The organism is Flavobacterium plurextorum (assembly GCF_002217395.1).
In the GTDB taxonomy this organism is placed as follows: Bacteria; Bacteroidota; Bacteroidia; order Flavobacteriales; family Flavobacteriaceae; genus Flavobacterium; species Flavobacterium plurextorum.
In genome coordinates this window covers 124,684-150,009 of sequence record NZ_MUHD01000006.1, presented here as the reverse complement: position 1 = coordinate 150,009, position 25,326 = coordinate 124,684, and the positions used below count along the sequence as shown (strand labels likewise).

Below are 25,326 nucleotides of genomic sequence, written 5' to 3'. Positions count from 1 at the left end.
TATGTATTATATTGGATATGATATTGGAAGTTCTTCTGTCAAGGCAGCCTTGGTAGAAGCAGAAACGGGTAAAAAAGTAATCGTTTTGAATGAACCGCAGAACGAAATGGAAATCTTGTCGATTCACCCAGATTGGGCAGAACAAGATCCTGAGATTTGGTGGCAGCACATTTGTACGGCGACTAAAAGAGTCATTCGTGAAGCTAATATCGATGCGTCAAAAATTCAAGGAATTGGTATTTCGTACCAAATGCACGGATTGGTGGTTGTTGATAAGGCAGGAAATGCACTTCGAAATTCTATTATTTGGTGTGACAGCCGCGCGGTTGAAATTGGAAACAAGGCTTTTGCCGAAATTGGAGAACAAAAATGTATGGAGCATTTACTGAATTCACCAGGGAATTTCACGGCTTCGAAACTAAAATGGGTAAAAGAAAACGAGCCTCAAGTTTACAACAAAATTGATAAATATATGCTTCCGGGAGATTACATCGCTTTGAAATTAACAGGCGAAGTAACGACGACTAAAAATGGTTTGTCTGAAGGAATGCTTTGGGATTATAAAGAAAATAAGGTTGCAGATTGGCTTTTAGATTACTACGGAATCGAGCAATCTTTGACGCCAAAAATAGTTGAAAATTTTACGAATCAGGAAGTTGTTACCCAACAAGCTTCAAAAGAAACTGGACTTCCAGCAGGAATTCCGATTGTTTATAGAGCAGGTGATCAGCCAAATAATGCTTTGTCATTAAATGTTTTGAATCCGGGCGAAGTGGCAGCTACGGGCGGGACTTCGGGAGTATTTTATGCGGTAAGCGAAATGTCATCAGGAAAAAGCACTCGAGTAAATAATTTCGTTCACGTAAACTACGAATTGGAAACGCCAAGAGTGGGTAAACTTTTAAATATTAATGGCGCAGGAATTCAGTACAGATGGCTTCGCAATAATATGGGTAACGAAAGTTATGAAGCGATGAATGAAAAGGCGTCGAATGTTGAGGTAGGATCAGAAGGCGTTGTTGTGATTCCGTTTGGAAATGGTGCTGAGCGTATGTTCAACAATAAAAACATCGGAACTCATTTCTTAAACCTTAACTTAAATATTCATAACAGCGCGCATTTATTTAGAGCTTCTTTAGAAGGAATTGCTTTTTCGTTTGTGTACGGAATGGAATGCTTGAAAGATGATAATACAACAATTAATGTGATTAGAGCTGGTAATGATAACCTTTTCCGCTCAGAGATTTTCTCAAATACAGTGGCGACTTTAATTGGTCACGAAATTGAAATTTACAATACAACCGGCGCAGTCGGAGCAGCAAGAGCAGTTGGTTTAAAAGATGGTGATTACAGCAAATTTGGAGCTAATGTCAGCGACAACGATCATGTAATGACGTTTTTACCGCTGCACAACAAAGAGCCTTACGAAACGGCTTATAAAAAATGGAAACAAGAATTAGAATTAATATTAACAACTAAATAAAAAGATAAAATGATAGTTTTAGGAGATAAAGAATATTACAAAGGTATTGGTCAAATTAAATTTGAAGGAAAGGAATCTGATAATCCGCTGGCATTTAAATATTATAATCCAGATCAAGTTGTAGCTGGAAAAACAATGCGTGAGCACTTTAAATTTGCGATCGCGTATTGGCATACTTTCTGTGGACAAGGAAGCGATCCATTCGGACCAGGAACACAGCAATTTGCTTGGGATCAGTCTTCAGATCCTTATCAAGCGGCAAAAGATAAAGCGGATGCAGCTTTTGAATTTATCAGTAAAATGGGATTTGATTATTTCTGTTTCCACGATTACGATTTGATTGCAGAAGGAGCAACTTTTGCAGAATCAGAAAAACGTTTGGCTTTTATTACGGATTACTTAAAACAGAAAAAAGCGGAGTCTGGAATTAAATTACTTTGGGGAACTTCAAACTGTTTCTCAAACCCAAGATTTATGAACGGAGCGGCTACAAATCCAGATTTTAATGTAGTAGCAAGAGCGGGAGGACAAGTAAAATTAGCGCTTGATGCAACGATTGCTTTAGGTGGAGAAAATTATGTTTTCTGGGGCGGTAGAGAAGGTTATATGTCTTTATTGAACACAGATATGGGAAGAGAATTAGATCACATGGCGCAATTCTTAACATTGTCTAGAGATTATGCAAGAGCGCAAGGTTTTAAAGGAACTTTCTTTATTGAGCCAAAACCAATGGAGCCGTCAAAACACCAATACGATTTTGACTCTGCAACAGCAATTGGATTCTTGAAAGAATATGGTTTAGATAAAGATTTCAAAATTAATATTGAGGTAAATCACGCTACATTGGCGCAGCATACTTTTCAACATGAATTAGAAGTTGCTGCAAAAGCAGGAATGTTAGGAAGTATTGATGCTAACAGAGGTGATTATCAAAATGGCTGGGATACAGATCAGTTTCCAAATAACATTCAAGAAACTACAGAAGCGATGTTAGTTTTCTTAAAAGCCGGCGGATTGCAAGGTGGTGGAGTGAACTTTGATGCAAAAATCAGAAGAAACTCTACAGATTTAGAAGATGTTTTCTTAGCGCACATTGGCGGCGCTGATACTTTTGCAAGAGCTTTATTGACTGCAGATAAAATCATCACTTCTTCTCCTTACGAAAAATTAAGAACAGAAAGATACAGTTCTTTCGATTCTGGAAAGGGGAAAGATTTTGCTGATGGAAAATTAAACCTAAAAGATCTTTACACTATCGCTCACGAAAATGGAGAATTAAATCTTCAAAGCGGTAAACAAGAATTGTTCGAAAACATCATTAACCAATATATTTAATTGGTTTAGATTTCAATATCAAACCTAACAGGTTTTAAAACCTGTTAGGTTTCTACAAAAAAATATTTAGTGAGAGAAAATTTCTAAAACAAGTTAAATTTTTAAACATGATAGCCGTAAGTAGTTAAAAGTGTTTTAAAAATGATTTTAGATAAAAGCTTTGAAAATGTGTATTAAGATTATGGCTTTTTTTGGCATTGAGATTTAAGAAAAATAGATTGAAGGTTTAGTTACTATTTTTTTGAAAATTGAAATGGATGAAAAGTCAGTTTGATAAAATAATAAGTGAGTTATTTTTTATTGAAGGTTTTTTGAAGAGTAGAATCGATCGAAATGCACATTTTTTTTCTCGCTGGATGTTAAACGCAGTGCTGTGCGTCTCTACTACTTACTTAGACAAAGAACTATGTACAGTTTTGTCATTACGATCCCGAAGCCTCGGGATCGTAATGACAACTATGCGATTATACTTCACATTAAATACTATTGAAACTAGATTATAACCAACCTTAAACCAAAAAAACTTATGAAATTTTTTATTGATACTGCTAATCTTCAGGATATTGAAGAGGCACAAGCTTTAGGCGTTTTAGACGGCGTAACCACCAATCCGTCTTTAATGGCAAAAGAAGGAATTACAGGAAAAGAAAATATATTAAAGCACTATTTAAACATTTGTAATATTGTTGACGGAGATGTTTCTGCTGAGGTAATCTCAACCGATTTTGATGGAATGATCAGAGAAGGGGAGGAATTGGCAGCTTTACATCCGCAGATAGTAGTTAAATTGCCAATGATTGGCGATGGCATAAAAGCTTGTAAATACTTTTCTTCTAAAGGAATTAAAACCAATGTAACGCTTGTATTTTCTGCAGGGCAAGCTTTATTGGCGGCGAAAGCAGGAGCGACATATGTTTCCCCTTTTCTTGGAAGATTAGATGATGTTTCGACTGATGGAATGCATTTAATTGAAGAAATCAGAGAAATCTATGATAATTATAATTATCAAACACAAATTCTTTCGGCTTCGGTAAGGCATACAATGCATATTGTAAATTGTGCCAAAGTGGGGTCAGATGTTATGACCGGACCATTATCAGCAATTAAAGGATTATTGAAACATCCACTTACAGATATTGGATTGAAACAATTTGTTGAAGATGCTAAAAAAATGAATCTGTAATGTAATAAAAGCCGTTTTCTACTATTTTTTAGACTCCCCTCCAGTTATTCTGAGGGGAGTTTTTTGTAAAATAAAAGCAACCGATTGTTTCTGTTTTGTCTTTTGTAAGAAATATATTGTTTAGAGGTTAATTGTTTGATGTGCAGTTTGTAATGTTCTCCACGTCTTATTTTACAAGGGATTGTTGAGGATTTGGTTTAGTATGATTTTCAATAGAATACTGCGATGTTTTAGTCCGTTTAAAAAAAATATATAAATTTAACATTTTATACTTTTTTTAAGATTTTGATCTAAACAATTTATTATCTCTAACGTTTTCGTTGTGATTAAGTCTGTTTTTGAGAATTATTTCATTTTTTTTGATTATTTGTGTTTAAAACGTTTTTTTTTAATGGTATTTTTTTGAAATTGAGAAAAAAAATTAACGCAACCGATTGTGTGTTGTTGTTTTTTGCATATATTTGTTTTGACTATAAGCTATTATTTGTCTGAATTTTAAAAAGGAAAATCTTAGTAAGTCAATAAAAAAGAAAAACTAACTAAACCATACTATTAACTTATTAAACCAATTATTTATGACTAACTTTTTAATTACTAAAAGCAGATCAAAATACTTTAAGAATTTGGGATTCTTGATCCTGATGCTGGTATTTTCTGCTGCAGTAAATGCGCAAATTACTGTATCGGGTACCGTATCTGATAGTAATGGACCAATACCAGGTGTGAATATTATTGTGAAAGGAACAAAGACAAGTACCGTTTCTAATTTTGATGGAACGTACACACTTCAATCTGTTCCTGCAAATAGTATTTTGGTCTTTAGCTTCATAGGATATAAAACACATGAAGTTTCGGTAAATAATAAAACTAAAATTGATGCTTTACTGGAAGAGAATTTAAATGACTTGAAAGAAGTTGTTGTTGTTGGATATGGAACTGTAAAAAGAGCAGATTTAACGGGTGCAGTTTCGACAGTCAGCAGTACTGCAATTAGTCAATCTGTTGCAACAACAATCGATCAGGTTTTACAAGGTCGTGCTGCAGGGGTGCAAATTCAACAAAATAGTGGTACGCCGGGAGGAAGTTCTTCGGTACGTATTCGTGGGATAAGTTCTATTACAGGTTCAAATGAGCCTATTTATGTAATAGATGGTGTAATAATAGATGGAAACACAGGATCTTTAAATTCAAATCCGCTTGCAGGAATTAATCCGAATGATATTGCTTCGATTGATATTTTGAAAGATGCTTCTGCAACAGCAATTTATGGTTCAAGAGCTGCAAATGGTGTGATCATGGTAACTACCAAAACAGGTAGAAAAGGAGATTTGACATTAAACTTTGACAGTTATGTAGGATGGCAGCAAATGCCAAAAGAATTACAAGTATTAAATCTTAGAGAATATGGTACTCTTAAAAATACTCGTGCAGATTTAGGAATTGTACAGCGAGATAATGCTTTCATCAGACCTGATTTGTTGGGAGAGGGAACAAACTGGCAGGACGAATTATTTCAAACAGCTTTAATTCAAAATTATAATTTATCTGCTTCGGGCGGTTCTGATAACACTACTTATGCATTAGGAATGTCTTATTTTGATCAGGAAGGGACTATAATTGGTTCTTCTTTTGATCGTATGACACTTCGTGGAGTAATTGATTCTCAGGTAAAGAAATGGATGAAAGTTGGAGTGAATATGAATGTTTACAAAACTAATCAGGTTACAACAGTAAATGATGATTCGGTAATTCTAACTGCGTTGAAACAAACTCCAAATGTTGCTGCACGTAATGCCGATGGTACTTTTGATGGGCCAGATACGACAGAATTTGTTCAAACAAATCCATTAGGAATTGCTTTGCTTAAAGATAATCATGCTAAAAACTACGGAATTAGAGGAAACGCTTATGCGGAAATTAGTTTCACAAAAGATTTAAAATTCAAAACACAATATTCGCTGGATTACGGTTTTGGAAATAACTACACTTTCAATCCATCTTATACTTTTGGAGCATTATCTAATGAGGTGAGAGAAGGAAGCAGAACAAAATCTACAAGCGAAAACTGGATTTGGAATAATTTATTGACTTATAATAAAGTATTCGGAAAACACAGTATTAACTCGATGTTAGGTCAAGAATTACAGGAACAAAACTGGGAAAATCTTTATGGATATCGCTCAGGATATTTAACAAACGGAGCTACAGATTTAAATGCAGGTGACCCAACAACAGCAAGAAACTCAAACGCAAGTTCTACAAGATCGCTAAGTTCTTATTTTGCAAGAGCAGCGTATTCATTTGATGATAGATATTTTATAACAGGAACTATTAGAAGAGATGGATCTTCACAATTTGCAGAAGAGAACAAATGGGATTGGTTTCCGGCAGCAGGTTTAGCATGGAAAATATCAAGTGAAGGATTTTTAAAAGAGAATCAAACGATTAATAATTTGAAATTACGCGCAGGATGGGGAGTTACAGGTAATTCAACTGTACCTAATAATGCTTACACATCTGTATATGGTACATCTGCAACAAATTGGGGAAGTGGTCAAATTGCAACAAATACAGCTAATCCAGATTTAAAATGGGAAAAAACAAATCAAACTAACATTGGTTTAGATCTTGGACTTTTCAATAACAGAATCGAAGTTACAGCCGATGTTTATTACAAGAAGACAGATGATTTATTATTAAGATTATCACTTCCAGCTTATGTAGGTACAACAGGGCAAGGATCTACAGCACCTCCATATGCTAATATTGGATCACTAGAAAATAAAGGTATTGAGTTTACAATAAACACAATAAATATGCAGCGAGAAGATTTTCTTTGGAAATCAAATTTCAATATCTCGATGAATAGATTTAAAGTCTTGAAATTGAATTCAGAATCTGGAGTTTACGATCAGACTTTACAGCAAGGTTCTGATGTAACTGTGGTTACTCGCAGTGCAGTAGGGCAGACATTGGGACAATTTTACGGATATAAAGTTATTGGACGTTTTGAAAAAGCAACTGATTTTTATTATAAAGATGCAAGCGGAACTGTAAAACCAACAGCGCTTCCAGAAGGAATGCAGATTGGAGAAAACGGAGTTTGGATTGGTGACTATATGTTTGAAGATGTAAACAAAGATGGAGTAATCAATGAGAAAGATGCTGGTTACATTGGAAATCCTAATCCAGATTTTACTTTCGGATTTACCAACAGCTTCTCGTTTAAAGGATTTGACGTGAGTATAATGTTTACAGGATCTTACGGAAATGATGTTTTGAATTACCAAAGACGCTGGTTAGAAAATCCTCGTGAGAATACCAATTTATTGAAAACAGCTTTAGGATATGCGCAATTAGAATTAATTGATCCAACTGGGCCAAACGATTACCGTAATGTACAAATTGTAGGCGGAGATCCATATATGCCAAGAATTGGAGCTTCATCAGCATCTTCGGCTTCTAACTATCGCTTGAGTAATAGATTTGTGGAAGACGGATCTTATGTTAGACTTAAAAACATTTCATTAGGCTATAATCTGCCTAAGAGTTTATATTCTAAATATGGAATTTCAAACATCAAAGTATATTCAAATATGCAGAATGTTTTGACTTTTACAAAGTATAAAGGATATGACCCAGAAGTTGGTGCAATAAACCAAAACCAACTTTTAAATGGCATCGATAACGGACGTTATCCTTCGCCGGTAACAACTACTCTTGGAATAAATGTTAATTTCTAAAAACTGCACAATGAAAACAAAGAAAATATTTTACACGGCTTTAATTATTGCATTGCCATTTGTTTGGACGAGTTGCAGCGACATTTTAGACGTTGAACCAAATGATGTAATTACTAAAGAGAATTTTTATAAAACAGAGTCTGATTTTCAGGCTGCAACAGGACCTTTATACAACAAAGTATGGTTCGATTTTAATGACAAATTTTATTATGGTTTAGGCGATGGACGTGCGGCAAATATGTATGCTCCTTTTTCAGATTACGTTTATCCATTTACAGATTTAACAGAAACTGGATTAACAGGACCATTGGTTTCGGCTTGGGCATCGTTGTACAATGTAGTTCAACAATCTAATAATGTGATTATCGGAATTTCTGGAAGTTCACTTAGTAATGCTGTTAAAAATAAATATATTGCCGAAGCTCGTTTTATGAGAGGAACAGCATACTGGTATTTGGCTTCGTTATGGGGAGATGTAATTATCTCTACAGATCCCAGAGAATTGGTGAAAAATCCAATTGTAAACAAAAATTCAATGAAAGATGTTTACGAGTTTTCGATGCGTGATTTAGAGTTTGCAGCTAAATATCTTCCAGAAACTGCAGGTCAGGCAGGACGTTTAACAAAATACAGTGCATTCGGAATGCTGTCTCGTGTTTACTTATCGTTTTCAGGAGTTAGTGATAATCCAAACAGCGGCACTCGCAATCAAGCATATCTTGATTTAGCAAAAAAAGCTGCTGAAAAAGTTATTAGTTCTGGTCCTTATAGTTTGATGGCAAATTATGAAGATTTATTTATGGTTGACAATAACAACAATACAGAATCAATGTTTGCTTTGCAATGGGTGCCAAATGGAGATTATGGTGTAAACAATACACAGCAGGCTTATTTTGCCTTGGGATCTGATATTACGGGCGACGATGCTGCATGGGGATATTGGACAAGAGCTTCTTACAATGTATTACAAGAATATGAATCAAAAGATCTTCGTCGTAAAGCAACTTTTATGGGTAACAAAGATCATTATGCCGAAATCAACAAAGCAAATGGAGGTTACACGGTTGATCACGGAAATGATTTCCTTACCATAAAAAAAGGAGTTGTAGGTTCTACAAAGGACAATTCTAAAATTACCCGTATGAATTCAGCTTTAAATACTTATATGCTGCGTTTGGCAGAAGTTTATTTGAACTACGCGGAAGCTTCTTTAGGAAATAACGCTTCAACCGCAGATGCCGCCGCTCTTATGGGAGTAAACAGACTTCGTACGCGTGCAGGTTTAGATTCAAAAACAACATTAACTTATGCTGATATTATTCATGAAAGACGCGTTGAATTGTGTATGGAAGGACAATATTGGTACGATTTAGTTCGCAGAGCTTACTACAAACAACAAGAAGTAATCAATTATGTTACAGCACAAAACAGAGGTGTAATTACTCCAATTTTGTATGACACGGCAACTAATAAAGTTACAGTTGACGCTTCAAAAAGTACTAGTCCAAGAGCTATTGGTGTAATTGATGCAACAATTTTTACACTTCCTTACCCAGAATCTGAGTTAGTTCAGAATCCGTTATTGAGAGAAAATCCTGTTCCGTATCAGTTTACAGAAGAGAAAATTAAAGACTTATTCTAGTATTCAGAAATAAAAAATTAAAGAAATAGTAATATGAAATATATTTTAAATAAAAAGTATTGGGCGCCCATCGCACTTCTTACAATGATGGTTTTCGGCATGCTGTTTACCTCTTGTGATAACAATGATTCACAAGGCGGTGCGATCACAATTTCAAAAGTATTTTTAGAAGATGTCAATTCAACAGTGCCGGATCGAGAAGTTAGTTTTGCCCGTTTAGGACAGTTGCTGCGTATTGAAGGTTCAGGATTTGAGGGACTTAAGAAAGTATACATCAACGGATATTCTACCTACTTTAATGTGGTTTTTGTATCTAACAATTCGATGCTTGTAAGCGTTTCGGCTGATACACCAATTTTAGACGCAGATCCATCCGTGAGAAATACAATTCGTTTTGCAAATGATTCTAACGAAACCACTTTTAAATTTGAAATTCGTTCTGGTAAACCTGCTATAACTAATATTTCTAACACAATGCCAAATGCAGGTGAAACCATAACAGTTATAGGAACCGGTTTAACCGAAGTAAGTAAAGTAGTTTTTCCTGGAAATGTTGAGGTAACAACAGGAATTACATCAACAGAAGATGGCGAATTATTTACCGTTAAAGTTCCAAGTGGAATCTCAGATTTAGGAGGATCACTATTTGTTCAAACTTCAAATGGCGGAGTTTATTCTCCAGCATATTTTAACTGTAAAAGAGGTGTTATTTTAGATTTTGACGGAAGAGGACAGCACAGTTTTTGGGGCACACCTCCTGCCACTGGTATGATTTTAGGAACCGATATAGAATCAGCTTCGATAGGCGCAGGAAATCTTTCGCAAGGAAAATACGTACCGCATCGCCCAGCTCGTCTAGCTTCAATTGCTCCAGCAACAGGCAGAGCAACAGAAACATGGACAGGAGGAACTGGTGTTGATAACTGGAGAGCACAGTTAACTCCTTTTATTCCAGCTAGTACACCGCTTGATAAAGTTGCATTTCAATTTGATATTTATGTACCAGACGCATGGAAAGATTCAGGTTACTTAAAAATATGTACAATCAATAATTTTAATGCAGGAACATGGTCTGGCGGAGTTTACAATTATATTCCTTGGCTTATTGATGGAAAATCAGTTGCTTTTCAAACTGCTGGATGGACAACTATTACCATTCCATTAAATAAATTTTATCAATGGTCTAAAGAACCTTTTACTTTCGAAGCTGTTTTGGCTTATCGAGAAGCTGCAACGTATCAAAACTTTGGTATTTGGTTCGAAAATGCAGATGTAAAAATGAAAGATGTTTTAGGAAATACGAGCGAAGTAGAATTTCCTTCAAAAGCAACTTCAGTAAAAGTATATACTGATAATTGGAGAATTGTACCATTAGACACACCAGTTTACAATGATTTTAACTAACAAAACTGCAAAATGAAATATAAATATATCCTACCAATAATTGCTTCATCATTAATGATTTTGTCATCATGCGATGATAATATGATGGAGTGGGGAAAAGACCCAGAACATGGAGAAGTAACAGGAGCTGAGCTTCCGTTAGCTTTAGTAGAAAAAATCAGCCGTTACGAACCTTTAAAAAACTATTCGGACTTTTCGTTAGGTAACGGAATTGGCGTGAGTTTGTACATGAGTGACGCCGCATATAGAAAAATTGTAAATGAAAATTTTGATGAAGTTACGCCAGGTTACGAGATGAAACACGGCGCAATGGTAAATGCAAAAGGAGAAATTAATTTTACTAATATCGATGCTTTTATTGCAGCCACAAAAAGTGCAGGACTAAAAGTTTTTGGTCATACTTTAGTTTGGCATTCCAATCAAAATGCAAGTTATCTGAACAGCATTATTGCACCAACAGTAATTCCAGGTTCAAGCGGAACTAATATTTTGGATGTAGTCGGTTTAAAAAGCGGCACTTTTGCAAATTGGTTAAGAAATAATCCAGGAAAAGGAATTTCAATTGTAGCAAATTCGGGTTTAACAAGCTCGTCACAAGCGATAAAACTAGAAGCAAGTGCAACTTCGTCAGCAGCACATCATCTACAATTAACATCTCCAAATGTTCCAATCGTTACAGGGCATAATTATGAAATTTCATTTTATATAAAATCAGATATTGCCGGTAAAGGACGTATTTCATTCAATGGTTCATTAACAAATATGTATCCGTATAAAGATTGGTATAATACCGGCGGATCTTGGGTAGAGGCTTTTGCAACCACATCTGCATGGCAGCAAGTTAAAATTAAAGTAGCTCCCGGCGATTTTAAAGCAGGAAGCACAACATTTCAGTTTAATTTAGATTTAGGATACCTGCCAAATGTTACCTATTTAATAGATGTAAATACTATTGCTGTTGTGGATCTTGATGCTCCTACAGGAGTTGTAAATTTAGTTTCTAACGGAACATTCAATTCAGGTATCACAGGCTGGAGTAAAGCGAATGGAGCTGATAACGCATTGAGTCTTGCGCCTGCTGCTAATGCTTATGAAGGAAGCGGTGCGATGAAAGTTATTAATGCAACTGATAATCCAGGGCTGCAATATAAAACACAAATTCAAACATTATTTACTACTCCTTTAACAGCAGGTAAAAGTTATACAACATCCTTTATGATTCGTTCGGAAGCACCTGGTTCAATGAGATGTTCAACAATGCCAGGAAGTTTAGCAAATTATCAGGGAGACCAAACAACTTCTACGACTTGGAAATTAATTGAATGGAAAATTACAGCCAAAGGAGGAGAAACAGGATTAAGCTTAGATTTAGGTTTATTAGCAGGAACGTATTATATCGATAATGTTACCGTAACAGACGGTTCATCGTCAGGCGGAGGTGTGACAGCTCCAATAACAATTGAAAAAACAGATGCAGAGAAAGCCAAGATCATTGGCGATGCTATGACGGATTGGATTTCTAAAATGATGACACATTATAAAACTGGAGTTTTTTCTTGGGATGTAGTAAATGAGCCGGTTAAGGAAGATGGAACATTAAGAAATGGAACAGAAGGCGATACAGCAACAGATTATTTTTCTTGGGTAAAATACCTAGGAAAAGATTATGCCGTTACAGCATTCAAACTAGCACGTCAATATGGAAATGCAACAGATAAACTTTTCATTAATGATTATAATCTAGAATCAAGATTAGATAAATGTGATGGATTGATCGAATACGTGAAGTATATTGAAAGTAAAGGTGCTGCGGTTGACGGAATCGGAACTCAGATGCATATTAGTCTAACAACAGACAAAGATAAAATTGTTCAGATGTTCCAGAAATTAGCAGCTACTGGAAAATTGATTAAAATATCTGAGTTGGATATTAGATTAGGAACTGCTACACCAACTGTTGTACAGCAAGCCTCACAAGCTGAAATGTACCAATTTGTTATCGATATGTACAAAAAACACATTCCGGCAGCACAGCAATATGGAATCACTATTTGGGGAGTTTCTGATAATTCAAAAGAACATGAATATTGGCTTCCAAATGAATCTCCAAACCTTTGGGATGCTAATTATGTTCGTAAACATGCATACAAAGGCACTGCAGATGGTCTTGCAGGAAAAGATGTAAGTTTAGGATTTTCGGGTGAGTTAGTAAAACCTTAAATATTTGAATTGGTGATAATCCATAGTATAAAGCTGTAAAAGGGTTTATATTATGGATTATTTATTTCTTAACTTTTACAGCTTATTATTTTACAGAAGCAAATTTAAATGGAATAGCTTTCAATCTTAAAATAAATAGAATGGCATTTTTCTTAAAAAACAGAATTCTTTTAATTGCATTATTATTGGTGCATTTTGGATTTTGTCAAAATATACCCAGCCTTCAGAAAAAAGGAAACAAAACACAATTAATTGTAAACCAAAAACCATTCTTAATACGCGGAGGTGAATTAGGAAATTCCTCTGCAACGAGCATGGAAAGCATGGAAACTATTTGGCCAAAATTGGTTGATATGAATCTCAATACAGTTTTAACACCCGTTTATTGGGAACTTATAGAACCAGAAGAGGGAAAATTTGATTTTTCGTTAATTGATGATTTAATTCTTAGAGCACGAAAAGAAAATTTAAAACTTGTATTTCTATGGTTTGGATCTTGGAAAAACAGCATGTCAAGCCATGCTCCAGCTTGGGTAAAATTAAATCAGAAAAAATACCCGCGAGTTAAAGATGATCAAAATCGCAGTCATGAGATTTTGACGCCTTTTAGTGAAAACAATCTTCAAGCCGATTTAAATGCGTTCAAAAAATTGATGGCACACATTAGAGAATTGGATCAAAAAGAGCAAACCGTAATTATGATTCAAGTCGAAAATGAAATCGGAATGCTGCCAACTGCCCGCGATTATAATCCACTGGCAAATGAAGTTTTCAAAAAAGAAGTTCCAAAAGAATTACTGCAATATCTTCAAAAAAACAAAGAAAAACTGGTTCCAGAGTTTTTGGAAATTTGGAAAAAAAAGGGGTTTAAAACTTCAGGAAATTGGGAAGAAGTTTTTGGAAAAGGACTTCATACAGATGAAATTTTTATGGCTTGGTATTTTTCAAAATTTACCAATCAAATTGCAAAAGCAGGTAAAGACATTTATCCAATTCCGATGTTTGTGAACGCAGCTTTAAATGCACCCGAAAAAAAGCCAGGTCAATATCCGAGTGCTGGACCGCTTCCACATCTTATGGATGTTTGGAAAGCTGCGGGAAATTCGATTGACTTTTTGGCGCCCGATTTTTATAATCCGTCCTTTAAACAGTGGAATGATTTATTTACACGTCAAGGTGATCCTTTATTTATTCCTGAACATCGGTTTGATGAAACGGCGCCTTTTAAAGGTTTGTATGCAATAGGACATTATGAAGCAATTGGTTTTTCGCCATTTTCTATAGAATCTGTGGCAGATGCCAAAAAAGAGCCTCTTGGGAAAATTTATGATTTGGTGCAGCAATTAACTCCAACGATTGAAGCCAATAAAGGACAAGGAAAAATTGACGGTGTTTTATTAGACAAAGAAAATAATACGCAGATTATTAAATTGGGAGATTATGAATTTACATTCAAACACGATTACACCCTAAATTGGTCTGATGGAGCAAAAGCAGATTCTTGGCCAATGTCAAGCGCAATTATTATAGAAATTGCGAAAGACGAATTTTATATTGCGGGTTCAGGAATTGTTGTAACTTTTAAATCTTTAAAAGAGAATTTAAATGCAGGAATTTTAAAAACTGATCAAGGAAAATTTGAAGATGAAAAATGGAAAACGATAAGACATTTTAATGGAGATCAAACCCATCAAGGCAGACATTTGAGAATTTCAGTCGGCGATTACGAAATCCAAAAAATAAAATTATATACTTATAAGTAGTTTTTTTAGCCGCGAATTTACTTCGCCTATTCGCTGTCGCTCGAGTCACGAATTGTCACTAATTTTTATTTTTTTTAATTAAAAAATTGGTGTCACTACAATATTATTAATAAGTGTAATTCATTGTAAACAAAAACACAGTAAGCTCTAAGAGAAAAACTTTAGCCACTGATTAAAAGGATTAGAAGGATTTTTAATAATCTGTGTAAATCTTTTAATCCCGATAGCTATCGGGAGTAGCAAAAAAAATAAACCGCATGAAAAAAATAATACTAGCATTTCTAATAACATTTAGCATTAATGCACAAATAGAACTTCCGCGATTGATAAGTGACGGAATGATATTGCAACGCGATACAAAAGTCAATATTTGGGGTTGGGCTTCTCCAAATGAAAAAGTCGAACTCGAATTTAATCGTAAAACATACAAAACCACAACAGCTCAAAACGGAAAATGGGTGATCGAGCTTCCGTCACAAAAAGCGGGCGGACCGTATGAAATGACTTTAAAAGGTTCCAATACAATTGTATTAAAAAATATTCTTTTTGGTGACGTCTGGCTTTGTTCGGGACAATCGAACATGGAACTTCCGATGGAAAGAATTAAAGACAAATACAAAGATGTAATTGCAAAATCTGCCAATCCCAATATTCGACAATTTTTAGTACCCGATGAATATTATTTTGCGAAAGAAAGAAACGATTTTTCTTCTGGTTCATGGGTAGAAGCAAATCCAAATAACGTTTTGCAGTTTACAGGAGTCGGTTATTTTTTTGCCAATGAAATCTACGAAAAATACAAAATCCCAATTGGTTTAATCAACAGTTCTTTAGGTGGTTCACCAGCTGAGTCATGGATTAATGAAGAAGGCATAAAAAAGTTTCCAGATTATTATGCAGAATATTTAAAATTTAAAGACGGAAAACTCGAAAAACAAATCGATGAAAGCGATCGAAAAGTAAGTTCAGATTGGTATAAATTATTAAATCAAACCGATCTTGGTTTAAAGAATAAATGGGCAAATTCAGTCGATATTTCCGATTGGAAAACAATGAATATTCCAGGTTATTGGGCAGATGGAGAACTAGGAAATACAAATGGTTCTGTTTGGTTTAAAAGAGAATTTACTTTAGACAAAATAAAAGAAAATCAAGCTAAATTAATTTTAGGACGAATTGTAGATGCCGATTCTGTTTTTGTAAACGGAAATTTTGTTGGAACGACGTCGTATCAATATCCACCGAGAATTTATTCTTTTAATGCTAATATTTTAAAGGAAGGAAAAAATGAAATTACCATTCGCGTTATCAGTAATTCGGGCAGAGGAGGTTTCGTAACCGATAAACCATATGAATTAAGTATTGGCGATAAAACAATTGATTTAAAAGGGAATTGGAGCTATAAGTTAGGTTCAAAAATGCTTCCGCTGCCGGGACAAACTTTTGTGAGATGGAAACCAGTCGGACTTTACAATGCTATGATTGCTCCATTGAAAAATTATCCTATAAAAGGCGTTTTATGGTATCAGGGCGAAGCAAATACAAAAAAGCCATCCGAATATTTTGCGTTAATGGAAACCTTGATAACCAATTGGAGAACACTTTTTAGACAAGAAAAACTACCTTTTTTATTGGTTCAGCTTCCAAATTTTATGGAACCAAAACCAGAACCTGCAGAAAGTAATTGGGCAGCTTTAAGACAACAGCAATTGAATACCTTGAAAGTTCCAAATACAGGATTGGCGGTCGCAATAGATTTAGGTGAATGGAATGATATTCATCCTTTAAATAAGTACGATGTTGGAAAAAGATTGTCACTTCAGGCTAGAAAATTGGTTTATGGTGAAAAAACACTAGCAGCTTCAGGACCACTTTACAAATCGATAATAAAAGAAGGAAACAAACTAATTTTAAGTTTTTCAAATGTTGGAACTGGATTGGTAATCAAAAATGGTGATGAATTAAAAGAATTTGCGATCGCAGGAACTGATGGAAAGTTTGTTTGGGCTAAAGCTGTAATTCAGGGAGATAAAGTTATAGTTAGCAATGATTCCGTCGCAGATCCAGTCAAAGTTAGATATGCTTGGGCAGATAATCCTTTAGAAGCTAATTTTTATAATAATGAGGGGTTGCCGGCTTCACCTTTTGAAGCGGGTTTGGATGATGAATGATATAGTTTAGAAGAGTATTCAAGAAGATTAGATTACCAAATCTAATCCTGCACGATCTAAAATAAATAAGAGTGTAAAAAGAAAAAACCGATTAGTTTCCTAATCGGTTTTCTTTTGCGGGCTGACAGGGATTACAGTCGAACACTTGATACCGATTTTGACGTTTTTATCAAAAATAGAGTAATGAATGAATTTGTAAAACTCCTATTCAAAATAAGACTAATTTGTGTATCTCCATTTACAGAGAGTGGTTTTTAATTTTACTAAAATGCAACTTATCGATATATAATATCACTTGTGTTGTGGCTTTTGCAAAGTCTTTTAATTCTTTTTCAGCAATAAAGGAAAATTCTTCTGCTTTATGGATGCTTCCATGCGACTCATGGTCGGCTATCTTTTTAAGATGATTTAATCTTTTTATGACCGTATCTTTTCTTATTCCGTCAATTTCAATATCATCAATGTTATTGAACTCGCTTACCATTTTAGTTATCAGATGTGTAAGACCAGGCAATCGGTCATTACTCTCATTCACAATGGCTAATTTAAAGGACAAAAAGGTTTCCAACACTATGCGTATATAGTTAGCCAAATAATTCTTTGCATTTTGGTAGTCTAATTTGCTATCTCTAAAAGCAATTATTTCATTCAATTTTATGATATAGGTGTTTGTAAAGTTTCTCAATCCTGTTGGTATGTTTTTTATTTTTGGGGCGTTATGATTTAGAAAATAGTCATTTATCAAACTAACATCTTTACCACTCAGTTTGTCATTTCCTTTTAAAGCATTTGAAAGGTATTTAATGAATGTAATATTGTGACTTAATACAAAAAGTTGTTTGGGATAGTGATTGGTATCATTGCTCGAATAAAATAATAAAGAGTCAATCAAATTAGCTGTTTGAAATAATCTGTTGTCATCAAGACTTGAAATAGGGTCATCAATAACAATTATACAGTCTTGAAATCCGACATTGTTGCTTTCTAACTTTTCAACTCTCAATTTACTAACAAAGTATGCAAAAGCCAATGCGGTTTTCTCGCCCTCACTCAACGAAGTGTCAATTTTATTTTTTTGTTTTCCATTAGTATAATGAACAATTAGATTATTGGTCGGTTTATTTTTGTCTGTGTCGATTTCAAAATGGTCTATTCCAAAATGTTTAAGATAGATATTGACATATTTTGATTCTGCATTCAGTTTAGCTATTTCTATATTTCTTTCACTATCAAGAGCCGTTAACTCTGTTGTTAAAATCCCTTTTAAGGAACGTGTTTTTACTGCAATCTGTGAATTGCTCTTTTGGGCACTGGAAATTACAGCATTATCAGATAGATTATACTCGACAGTAGCAATTTGTTTTATCTTACTCTTAATTTGGTTAATAATTGTAGCAATATTTTGTCCCTGAATGGCTGTTTCGATTTCGTCAATAATTGCTAACGTTTCAGTTTTAAAGGAACTAATCTCCTTATTATAAGTATTAATTATTTCCTTGCTTTGAGAGTCTATCTCAACTTTTTCATTGTAACTCTTCTTTTTAAATTTTATTTGAGTGCTGATATTTGATAACGCACTATTTAAAGTAACATCATCATTAAAATCGATACCGTTTTTTGTTTTTGAAAATTCAGTTAATAAACTGATTATTTCATCAATCTCAGTTTTATTGGATTCTATATTATTTGATTGAGTAAAATCAGAAAGTACTGTTGTCTGATTCTCCAAAAATGTAAACAACTTGTCAAGCCCCCCGCTAAAGACCTTACTATATTCATCTAAAATGGAATCAATTGAATTTGAAAGGTCTGTATTACAAAGTGGACAATGGCAATTTTGGTCTTTTGAAAGATGCAATAATCTACCACCTCTTTTATACCAATCGTTTAAATCTCCAATATGGGTTTCAATTTTTTTAGATTCAACAATAGATTGAAGTGTATTTATTCTTTCTTGAAGTTGAGTTTTTGAGGCATCACTTAGTGGGCTTTCAAGATTTTTTACCACTTCATTTAAATTTACATCTATTATCTTAATTTGAGCTACCTTGCTTTTAAGAGTGTTGAGTTTGGTGGTAAGTAATTCTTCTTTTGCCTTATTCTCGTATGATGTGTATAACTCTTTTAATTCTTTTTTTAGGTCATCAATGTTGCCTGTTTCGTTGCCGTAAATATCAGGTTTATTGGTTAATCTTGACCCTTGAATAATTTCATTAAATTCGTTTTTGTAAATATCCCAAATATTGTCCAGTTTGTGTTGTAATTGAGTTTCCCAAGTTCCAACTTTTGTAAATCGGTCGTTTTTTACTTTAATTGAATTATCCAGTATCTTTATGACTTCATTGGTTAGTTTTACTTCATTACTAAAGGCTTCTATATTAGATGTTGTTCCGTTGTAAACAGAGTCAGATATAAATTTTGAATTAAAAACGTATAAATCGAGCTCTTGTGCAGTTATATTTTTCGCTGTTACTTTGTTGCCGTTTATGAAAATTTCAAGTTCTGAATTGTCGTCTATCAATTCTTTGTATAGGTCAGACTTGTTTTTGCAATATCTCGAAAGTAGAAATAGCAGGTTACTAAAAGTAGTTTTACCGCTTCCATTATTGCCATATAGAATATTAACCTTATTAAATTCTTCTGTTATCGCCGAGTCAAATAAATACTCATCGTAACATCCAATATGCTTTATTTTTTGGAATTTGGTAATCATAAATACTGTTCTTAATTCTCTAAATTGATATTTTCATTTCTCTGTATCATGCTCAAAATGATTTCCATCCTATTTGCTATAAGACAATCATATTTGCCCCTCCGAAATTCGGTCATGATGCCTATTAAAAATGCTTCCGAAACAAGCTCGCCTTTCTTTTCATCAAATTCGATAATGATATACCATAATCCGCCACCGCTCAAACCATAATGTTCTGTTTTTATCTTTTCAAGTTTTCCAGTCTTGATATTTATTGCTTTTCCCCCGAATTCAAGAACATAATGAGTTAAAAAATCCAATGAATAATATTCATAAACTTTATCATAAACAGGCGTTAGAAAATATCCGGAAGCAAATGTTCTGATTCCATCTGATTCTTTTCTTTTATTAACTACCGGATAGCCAAAAACACAATAAGTAGGTTCTTCAAACTTTTTCTCATGATACAAACATCTATCATAATGAAGGAACCTATACCATTGAACCAAAATAGAAGCAAGCTCAGGCTTCAGTTTTATGTAAGCAGCATCAATCTTTTCCTCCTTATCCATTTCTGTACCACAGCCTTTTCCTACTATCGATATATACCCGTCTCCAATTTTTACAAATAACCGATTTGAGTCAGACCAGTCTTCTATGACATGAGAAGCTGTAAGTAAATAAAAATCATCTCCCAATACAACAAAAACACCTGAAGCAAAGGGAGTCGTTCCCTTAAGCAAGTCATGCTTAAAAAGTTGACAGGTACAAAGACCTATATCTCCCTCCAGTAACTTGACATATTCCTCATAAATTAGAGTGTCAATATAAGCATCCAGCTCGTCGTAATCTTCTTTTTCGTCCATATAAAAAAATAGAACTATCAACCCCTTAATCTTTCATTAGTTTTTATGTATTTTATATAACGATTTGGTTTAGTAAGGGTTATCGTTTTGTAATATTTTGCTTTTCTTTAAACCATAAAGATATAAAAAATGAACCTTTAAATCTATTATGTTTAAACTAATTATGCAGAACAAATACAACGAAAATAACGATTAATGATATTCTTTGACCTTTGATATAGGTAAATCATTACGGTCATGAGGTTGGTGTGGTTCAATGGAAAACATTCACTCGAAAAGAAAAAAACAGAAAAAAAAGAAAGCCATTCTACCAATGGATATAAGATAACGAAGCACTATAAGTCCCGAAGGGTGGCGAAGCCATTATGCGTGCGCAGTTATCTTATATCCGTTACCTTTGTTTCCCTTTTTGTTTGTTTTGACATCTCTATAAATCTTTGTCCATATATTCTTCCAAAGAGGATTTCAGTTGGTCTAAAAATGCGGTTCGGGAGCCTGCCCGATATTTCATTCGATGGAAAGAGTTGTGCAAGTCTCCCAATGTAATCTGGAATAATTTTTCTAAAGTCAGACTGATTTTGCGTATTCCTAATTTGCCATAGGAAAGAGAGCCATTCGCATAAAGGGCATAAATCAGTTCTATCAGAGCATTTTTGGTATCCGTCCAAAGAATACCATCTGATGAAATATCCCTTGCAGAAAGAGAACCTACTATTTCATCATCGTTAATTTTTTGGAGTATGTAGGTGTAGAGTAGCTCATTTGCTATTATCCGAGCCACTTTGTTGTCATAATAAGTTGAAAAAAGTGGGTCAATTTCAAAGACGAAACTGTTCAGACCATCGTGGAAATTAATGTTGCCTAACCTAAAGTAGGTTTCATCACGATCGGTTCTTCCCGAACGATAATACCTGTAAAAATCAGAATAGTAGATATGCTCTTTGTATTCCTGTTTTAGTTCCTGCAACTGTTCTGAAAAATAACTTGCATACATTTTCCCTCCGTCAACAGGACAAGATGTCTGTATTCGAAATATCTTATTGTGGTAAATGAGTTTAGAGAGAATATACGGTTTAATGTTGCGGAAGAAATTGATTTCCTCCCATTGGTTTTTAAAGCCTTGTTTTGTAACCACTTCCCTAATCGACCATAAATATTCTTTCAGGAACATCAGCATTTGGTACGCTTCATCAATCGCATTGGTGGCAGACAGAGAAATTTTATTTTCTTTTCGCTGTATCTCCGAGATAATATGATTTAATGAAAATACCATTTTTGTTAGTCTGTTTTAACTATTTTCTCTTTCATTTCCTCGCCTTTCTATTTTATAGATTCATTAGTTTTTGGAACGAAAAGTCGGAGCTGAACATTTCCGTTTCGTTTATTATTGATTCTTCCTGTGCTTCTCTTCCATAAGTAAACATTTGCTGTTCATAATTTTCAATAGCCTCTTCAATGCTGTTAAATTTCCTATCGGCCAGATTATCAGACAATATAAAGGCGTCCATCAATCCACTATTTACGCCTTGTCCTGCAAAAGGAGGCATCAAATGAGCGGCATCTCCAATCATCGTTATGGGTAATGGACGACTGCTTTTCCAAGGCTTATCTAAGGGGAATATCCGCGTTGCTAACCCGACAAAAGATGATGTCGAACGAATCAGTTCTTTGTAGCGTTCGTCCCAATCGGAAAATTCTTTCAAGAGAAAATCAACAATATTATTGCTGTCCTGAAAATCTACTTGTGTTTTATTTTTCCATTCGTCAGGTGTTTTAAAACTTATTCCAAAATGCAAAGCACCATTATTATTCGGATTGGCAAACAGTAAATTGCCTTTGTGTGCCGCCATTAACCGGTTTCCGTTGCATAACTGAAAAAATCCGGGGCAATTTACTGCTGGTTGATGAATATCGGCTTGTATATTGAAAGTACCTGTTGCTTCAACTTCCGTGTCGGTAACATATTTTCTTACTTTAGACATTCCACCATTGGCGATAATAACCAAATCTGCTGTTTCGTTCGGCTTATCCTCAAACGATAGTACCCACTTCTCCTTATCAGGTTCAAGGGTAACAAGTTTTCTATCCCAAATGACGGTATTGTTTTGTAAACTATTCAATAAGATAGTCCTTAAATCATTTCTGTTTATTTCTGGATTGTCGAACCGATTTTCGGGCTTTACATTTTTGGTGGTTAAAATATTGCCCTTTTCATCAGCAATATTTACACCCATTGGCAAAGCTAAGTCATAATACGTTTGCAGCAATCCTGCTTTTTTCATTGCTTCCTGTCCCGAATCCCTGTGCAGATCAAGTGTCCCGCCAAAGATCCTAGCATCCCGATTTTTGTCTCTTTCGTAAACTGTAACGTCCACGCCGTTTTGTTGTAACAATCTCGCCATCGTCAATCCAACGGGACCGGCACCAATTATGGCAATTTTTTTATGTTTTAGTAAAATCATTTTTGTTGTTTGCTGGGTTTTCGTTTCAGCTAATGTCGGTCAATTTAATTACTTTGTTGTTTTCAAATTCAAATACGGATTTTCCTGATAACTTTAACTCTTGTCCTTTTTTTAAACCGTTTGGAAAGTCCATTGCTAAAATAGCCGTATAATCAATTTCAATTTCCGTGCTATTGTCGAAATGCCTAAACGATTTAACGGTCTGCATTCTTTTCGCAAAATATGTTTTTGCGGTTTCCGCCTGTTCTTTAAATGCTGTTATTCCTTTCAGCGATAAACTAATCTCATTGTTTTGAATGTTTTCAAAAACAATATTATCGTCAAGGTCTGCAACCATTCTTTCAATATCAAATTGGTTGTATCCATCGATGTAGTTATTGATAATGTTTACTCTGGCTGTCATATTTTGTCATTATTGATGGGTTACATTGTTTATGCGTTCTGCCGGTTGCTCTACTCTTTATTCATCATATTTTTTAAAAATACTTGTGGCAATATGTCCGCCAAAACCAAAAGTATTACTCATTGCGTAATTCACTTGCCGTTGTTGTGATTGATGTAACGTCAAGTTAAATATATCCCTATATTCAGGTTCAATATCTACCGAATTGATTGTTGGCGGAACAATGTTATTCTGAACAGCTTTAATACAAGCGATTGCTTCGATAGCTCCCGCAGCACCTAACAGATGTCCTGTCATTGATTTTGTCGCACTAATATTTAATTTGCCTTGTCTGCCGAAAAGTCTTGCTATTGCTTTTAATTCGCTCATATCGCCTTGTGGTGTTGATGTAGCGTGTGTGTTCAGATAATCTATTTCATTGGCGGAAATGTTTGCGTCTTCCAATGCTAAAACCATACCTAAATATGCCCCTTCTCCCTCTGGGTGCGTACCTGTTAAATGATATGCGTCTGAAGCCATGCCACCGCCAACAATCTCGGCAATAATTCGAGCATTTCGTTTTATAGCGTGTTCGTAGTTTTCCAAAATAATTGCACCTGCTCCTTCTCCCATAACAAAACCGTCTCTGTTGATGTCAAAAGGACGTGATGCCATTTGCGGATTTTCATTTAAGGTTGACAATGCTTTTGACGCATTGAAACCACCAACGGCACTTTCGTTGATAGGCGCTTCCGAACCGCCTGTTATTATCATATCTGCTTTGCCCCAACGGATATAATTAAAGGCATCAATGATTGCGGTATTGGAAGTTGCACAAGCTGAAACAGTTGTAAAATTTATGCCCCGAAGCCCGTATTTTATCGAGATGATCCCCGAAGCAATATCGACTATCATCTTCGGGATGAAGAAAGGGCTAAAACGTGGTGTTCCGTCCCCTTGCGCAAATTCAGTTACCTGCTGTTGAAATGTGCCGATACCACCATTTCCCGACCCCCAAATAACGCCAATACGGTTTTTGTTCAGCGTTTCAAAATTGATGTTGGCATTTTTAACTGCTTCTTCAACGGAAATTAAAGCATACTGTGTAAACAAATCGTATTTTCTTGCTTCTGCTTTTTCAATATGGTTTAATGGGTCAAAGCCTTTGAGTTCGCAAGCAAATTTTGTTTTGAATTTTGATGTGTCAAATTTGGTAATGGGGTTAGTTCCGTTAACGCCTGTTAAAAGCGACTGCCAAAAATCGTGTACATTATTTCCAATGGGCGTTAATGCTCCAAGCCCTGTAACTACTACTCTTTTCATTATTTTTTCTCTATGTCAATTATTATTTGTCGGGCTACGTCTTCAAAATATATTTCCTTCGTTATCATCGATATTCTTGAAATAGCCAATAAATTTGTCAATATCATTAAAGCCTGAATACGTGGAGTTGCTTTATAAACGAATAAGTTTTCTTCTTCTCCTTTATTCAGAATGTATGCTAAGTAATCTATCTCTTCTTCTATATAGTTGTTTAATATCGCTTTGATTTGAGGCTCTAAAGTGTTTATATCTGCCGCTAATGCAGCAATTATTGAGACTTTATTTTGCTCTCTTATTAAAATATGTTCATCTATATAACCTTTTAAAGCCAATTTCATATTGCTGTAATTGTTTCGTTTTCTGTCTTCTTAATTTTTTTGAATAACATGTTCTAAAACAGCTACAATCAAATCATTTTTCGTCGGAAAATAATAATGGATGGAAGAAGTTTTAATGCCAATTTCTTTAGATATATCCTTGTAACTAAAAGCATTTGTCCCTCTTGTCGTGATAAATGTTATGGCTTCGGTTACTATTTTTTCTTTTGTTTCCATAAAGCAAAGATATAAGTTTCTATCTACTAATAGGTAGATAATTTTAAAAACTTTGCTCTACTTCTCTCTTTTTGATTTTTGTAATCATTTCTTTATTCAAATA

Annotated in this window: 17 protein-coding genes; 9 read left to right on the top strand and 8 right to left on the bottom strand. The window is 34.6% G+C overall.

Annotated features, from left to right (window positions below):
• The first annotated feature begins 1 nt into the window (after position 1).
• The 9 genes from B0A81_RS04420 to B0A81_RS04380 all read left to right on the top strand — a co-directional run bounded on the left by B0A81_RS04420 (position 2) and on the right by B0A81_RS04380 (position 16,944).
• Complete coding sequence (locus B0A81_RS04420) at positions 2-1,483, top strand: xylulokinase (protein ID WP_089056893.1); 1,482 nt, start codon at positions 2-4, stop codon at positions 1,481-1,483.
• A gap of 9 nt (positions 1,484-1,492) precedes the next feature.
• Positions 1,493-2,818 (top strand): xylose isomerase, encoded by a 1,326-nt coding sequence (xylA, locus tag B0A81_RS04415; RefSeq protein WP_089056892.1) that lies wholly within the window; start codon positions 1,493-1,495, stop codon positions 2,816-2,818.
• A gap of 526 nt (positions 2,819-3,344) precedes the next feature.
• A complete protein-coding gene (gene fsa / locus B0A81_RS04410; RefSeq protein ID WP_089056891.1) occupies positions 3,345-4,001 on the top strand; it encodes a fructose-6-phosphate aldolase in 657 nt (218 codons plus the stop codon).
• 575 nt (positions 4,002-4,576) lie between these two features.
• Positions 4,577-7,744, top strand: coding sequence for a SusC/RagA family TonB-linked outer membrane protein (locus tag B0A81_RS04405; protein WP_089056890.1), 3,168 nt, complete (start codon positions 4,577-4,579; stop codon positions 7,742-7,744).
• 10 nt (positions 7,745-7,754) lie between these two features.
• The gene (locus tag B0A81_RS04400) at positions 7,755-9,386 is read left to right on the top strand and encodes a RagB/SusD family nutrient uptake outer membrane protein (protein ID WP_089056911.1); all 1,632 of its coding nucleotides are present in this window, start codon (positions 7,755-7,757) and stop codon (positions 9,384-9,386) included.
• 33 nt (positions 9,387-9,419) lie between these two features.
• Positions 9,420-10,790 carry a glycan-binding surface protein gene (locus tag B0A81_RS04395; RefSeq protein ID WP_089056889.1) on the top strand — a complete coding sequence of 457 codons (1,371 nt, stop codon included), beginning with the start codon at positions 9,420-9,422 and terminating at the stop codon, positions 10,788-10,790.
• 12 nt (positions 10,791-10,802) lie between these two features.
• Complete coding sequence (locus B0A81_RS04390; protein ID WP_089056888.1) at positions 10,803-13,010, top strand: endo-1,4-beta-xylanase; 2,208 nt, start codon at positions 10,803-10,805, stop codon at positions 13,008-13,010.
• Positions 13,011-13,150: 140 nt separating this feature from the next.
• Entirely contained in the window at positions 13,151-14,773 is a 1,623-nt protein-coding gene (locus tag B0A81_RS04385; protein ID WP_089056887.1) for a GH35 family beta-galactosidase, read from the top strand.
• Between the two features lie 257 nt (positions 14,774-15,030).
• A complete protein-coding gene (locus tag B0A81_RS04380) occupies positions 15,031-16,944 on the top strand; it encodes a sialate O-acetylesterase (RefSeq protein ID WP_089056886.1) in 1,914 nt (637 codons plus the stop codon).
• A gap of 238 nt (positions 16,945-17,182) precedes the next feature.
• Here the strand turns inward: B0A81_RS04380 and B0A81_RS04375 are convergent, their stop codons facing one another.
• From B0A81_RS04375 to B0A81_RS04340, 8 genes are all read right to left on the bottom strand, one after another.
• Entirely contained in the window at positions 17,183-19,657 is a 2,475-nt protein-coding gene (locus tag B0A81_RS04375; RefSeq protein ID WP_089056885.1) for an AAA family ATPase, read from the bottom strand.
• Between the two features lie 11 nt (positions 19,658-19,668).
• Complete coding sequence (locus B0A81_RS04370) at positions 19,669-20,502, bottom strand: hypothetical protein (protein WP_089056884.1); 834 nt, start codon at positions 20,500-20,502, stop codon at positions 19,669-19,671.
• 427 nt (positions 20,503-20,929) lie between these two features.
• Positions 20,930-21,775, bottom strand: coding sequence for an RteC domain-containing protein (locus B0A81_RS04365; RefSeq protein ID WP_089056883.1), 846 nt, complete (start codon positions 21,773-21,775; stop codon positions 20,930-20,932).
• A 52-nt stretch (positions 21,776-21,827) separates the two neighbouring features.
• Positions 21,828-22,964: a tetracycline-inactivating monooxygenase Tet(X) gene (gene tet(X) / locus B0A81_RS04360; protein WP_089056882.1), complete on the bottom strand. Its 1,137-nt coding sequence runs from the start codon at positions 22,962-22,964 to the stop codon at positions 21,828-21,830.
• 25 nt (positions 22,965-22,989) lie between these two features.
• Positions 22,990-23,367, bottom strand: a complete 378-nt coding sequence (locus B0A81_RS04355; protein WP_089056881.1) for a nuclear transport factor 2-like protein — start codon at positions 23,365-23,367, stop codon at positions 22,990-22,992.
• Between the two features lie 57 nt (positions 23,368-23,424).
• The gene (fabF, locus tag B0A81_RS04350) at positions 23,425-24,669 is read right to left on the bottom strand and encodes a beta-ketoacyl-ACP synthase II (RefSeq protein WP_089056880.1); all 1,245 of its coding nucleotides are present in this window, start codon (positions 24,667-24,669) and stop codon (positions 23,425-23,427) included.
• Positions 24,669-25,007, bottom strand: coding sequence for a hypothetical protein (locus tag B0A81_RS04345; protein WP_089056879.1), 339 nt, complete (start codon positions 25,005-25,007; stop codon positions 24,669-24,671). Before B0A81_RS04345 ends, fabF begins: the two co-directional genes overlap by 1 nt.
• 30 nt (positions 25,008-25,037) lie before the next feature.
• A complete protein-coding gene (locus tag B0A81_RS04340) occupies positions 25,038-25,223 on the bottom strand; it encodes a TetR/AcrR family transcriptional regulator (RefSeq protein WP_089056878.1) in 186 nt (61 codons plus the stop codon).
• Positions 25,224-25,326: the final 103 nt, after the last annotated feature.

Excerpts from the sequence above, each read along its gene's own strand:
- B0A81_RS04420 (WP_089056893.1), top strand. The coding sequence starts at position 2 with ATGTATTATATTGGATATGATATTGGAAGTTCTTCTGTCAAGGCAGCC.
- xylA (WP_089056892.1), top strand. The coding sequence starts at position 1,493 with ATGATAGTTTTAGGAGATAAAGAATATTACAAAGGTATTGGTCAAATT.
- fsa (WP_089056891.1), top strand. The coding sequence starts at position 3,345 with ATGAAATTTTTTATTGATACTGCTAATCTTCAGGATATTGAAGAGGCA.
- B0A81_RS04405 (WP_089056890.1), top strand. The coding sequence starts at position 4,577 with ATGACTAACTTTTTAATTACTAAAAGCAGATCAAAATACTTTAAGAAT.
- B0A81_RS04400 (WP_089056911.1), top strand. The coding sequence starts at position 7,755 with ATGAAAACAAAGAAAATATTTTACACGGCTTTAATTATTGCATTGCCA.
- B0A81_RS04395 (WP_089056889.1), top strand. The coding sequence starts at position 9,420 with ATGAAATATATTTTAAATAAAAAGTATTGGGCGCCCATCGCACTTCTT.
- B0A81_RS04390 (WP_089056888.1), top strand. The coding sequence starts at position 10,803 with ATGAAATATAAATATATCCTACCAATAATTGCTTCATCATTAATGATT.
- B0A81_RS04385 (WP_089056887.1), top strand. The coding sequence starts at position 13,151 with ATGGCATTTTTCTTAAAAAACAGAATTCTTTTAATTGCATTATTATTG.
- B0A81_RS04380 (WP_089056886.1), top strand. The coding sequence starts at position 15,031 with ATGAAAAAAATAATACTAGCATTTCTAATAACATTTAGCATTAATGCA.
- B0A81_RS04375 (WP_089056885.1), bottom strand. The coding sequence starts at position 19,657 with ATGATTACCAAATTCCAAAAAATAAAGCATATTGGATGTTACGATGAG.
- B0A81_RS04370 (WP_089056884.1), bottom strand. The coding sequence starts at position 20,502 with ATGGACGAAAAAGAAGATTACGACGAGCTGGATGCTTATATTGACACT.
- B0A81_RS04365 (WP_089056883.1), bottom strand. The coding sequence starts at position 21,775 with ATGGTATTTTCATTAAATCATATTATCTCGGAGATACAGCGAAAAGAA.
- B0A81_RS04355 (WP_089056881.1), bottom strand. The coding sequence starts at position 23,367 with ATGACAGCCAGAGTAAACATTATCAATAACTACATCGATGGATACAAC.
- fabF (WP_089056880.1), bottom strand. The coding sequence starts at position 24,669 with ATGAAAAGAGTAGTAGTTACAGGGCTTGGAGCATTAACGCCCATTGGA.
- B0A81_RS04345 (WP_089056879.1), bottom strand. The coding sequence starts at position 25,007 with ATGAAATTGGCTTTAAAAGGTTATATAGATGAACATATTTTAATAAGA.
- B0A81_RS04340 (WP_089056878.1), bottom strand. The coding sequence starts at position 25,223 with ATGGAAACAAAAGAAAAAATAGTAACCGAAGCCATAACATTTATCACG.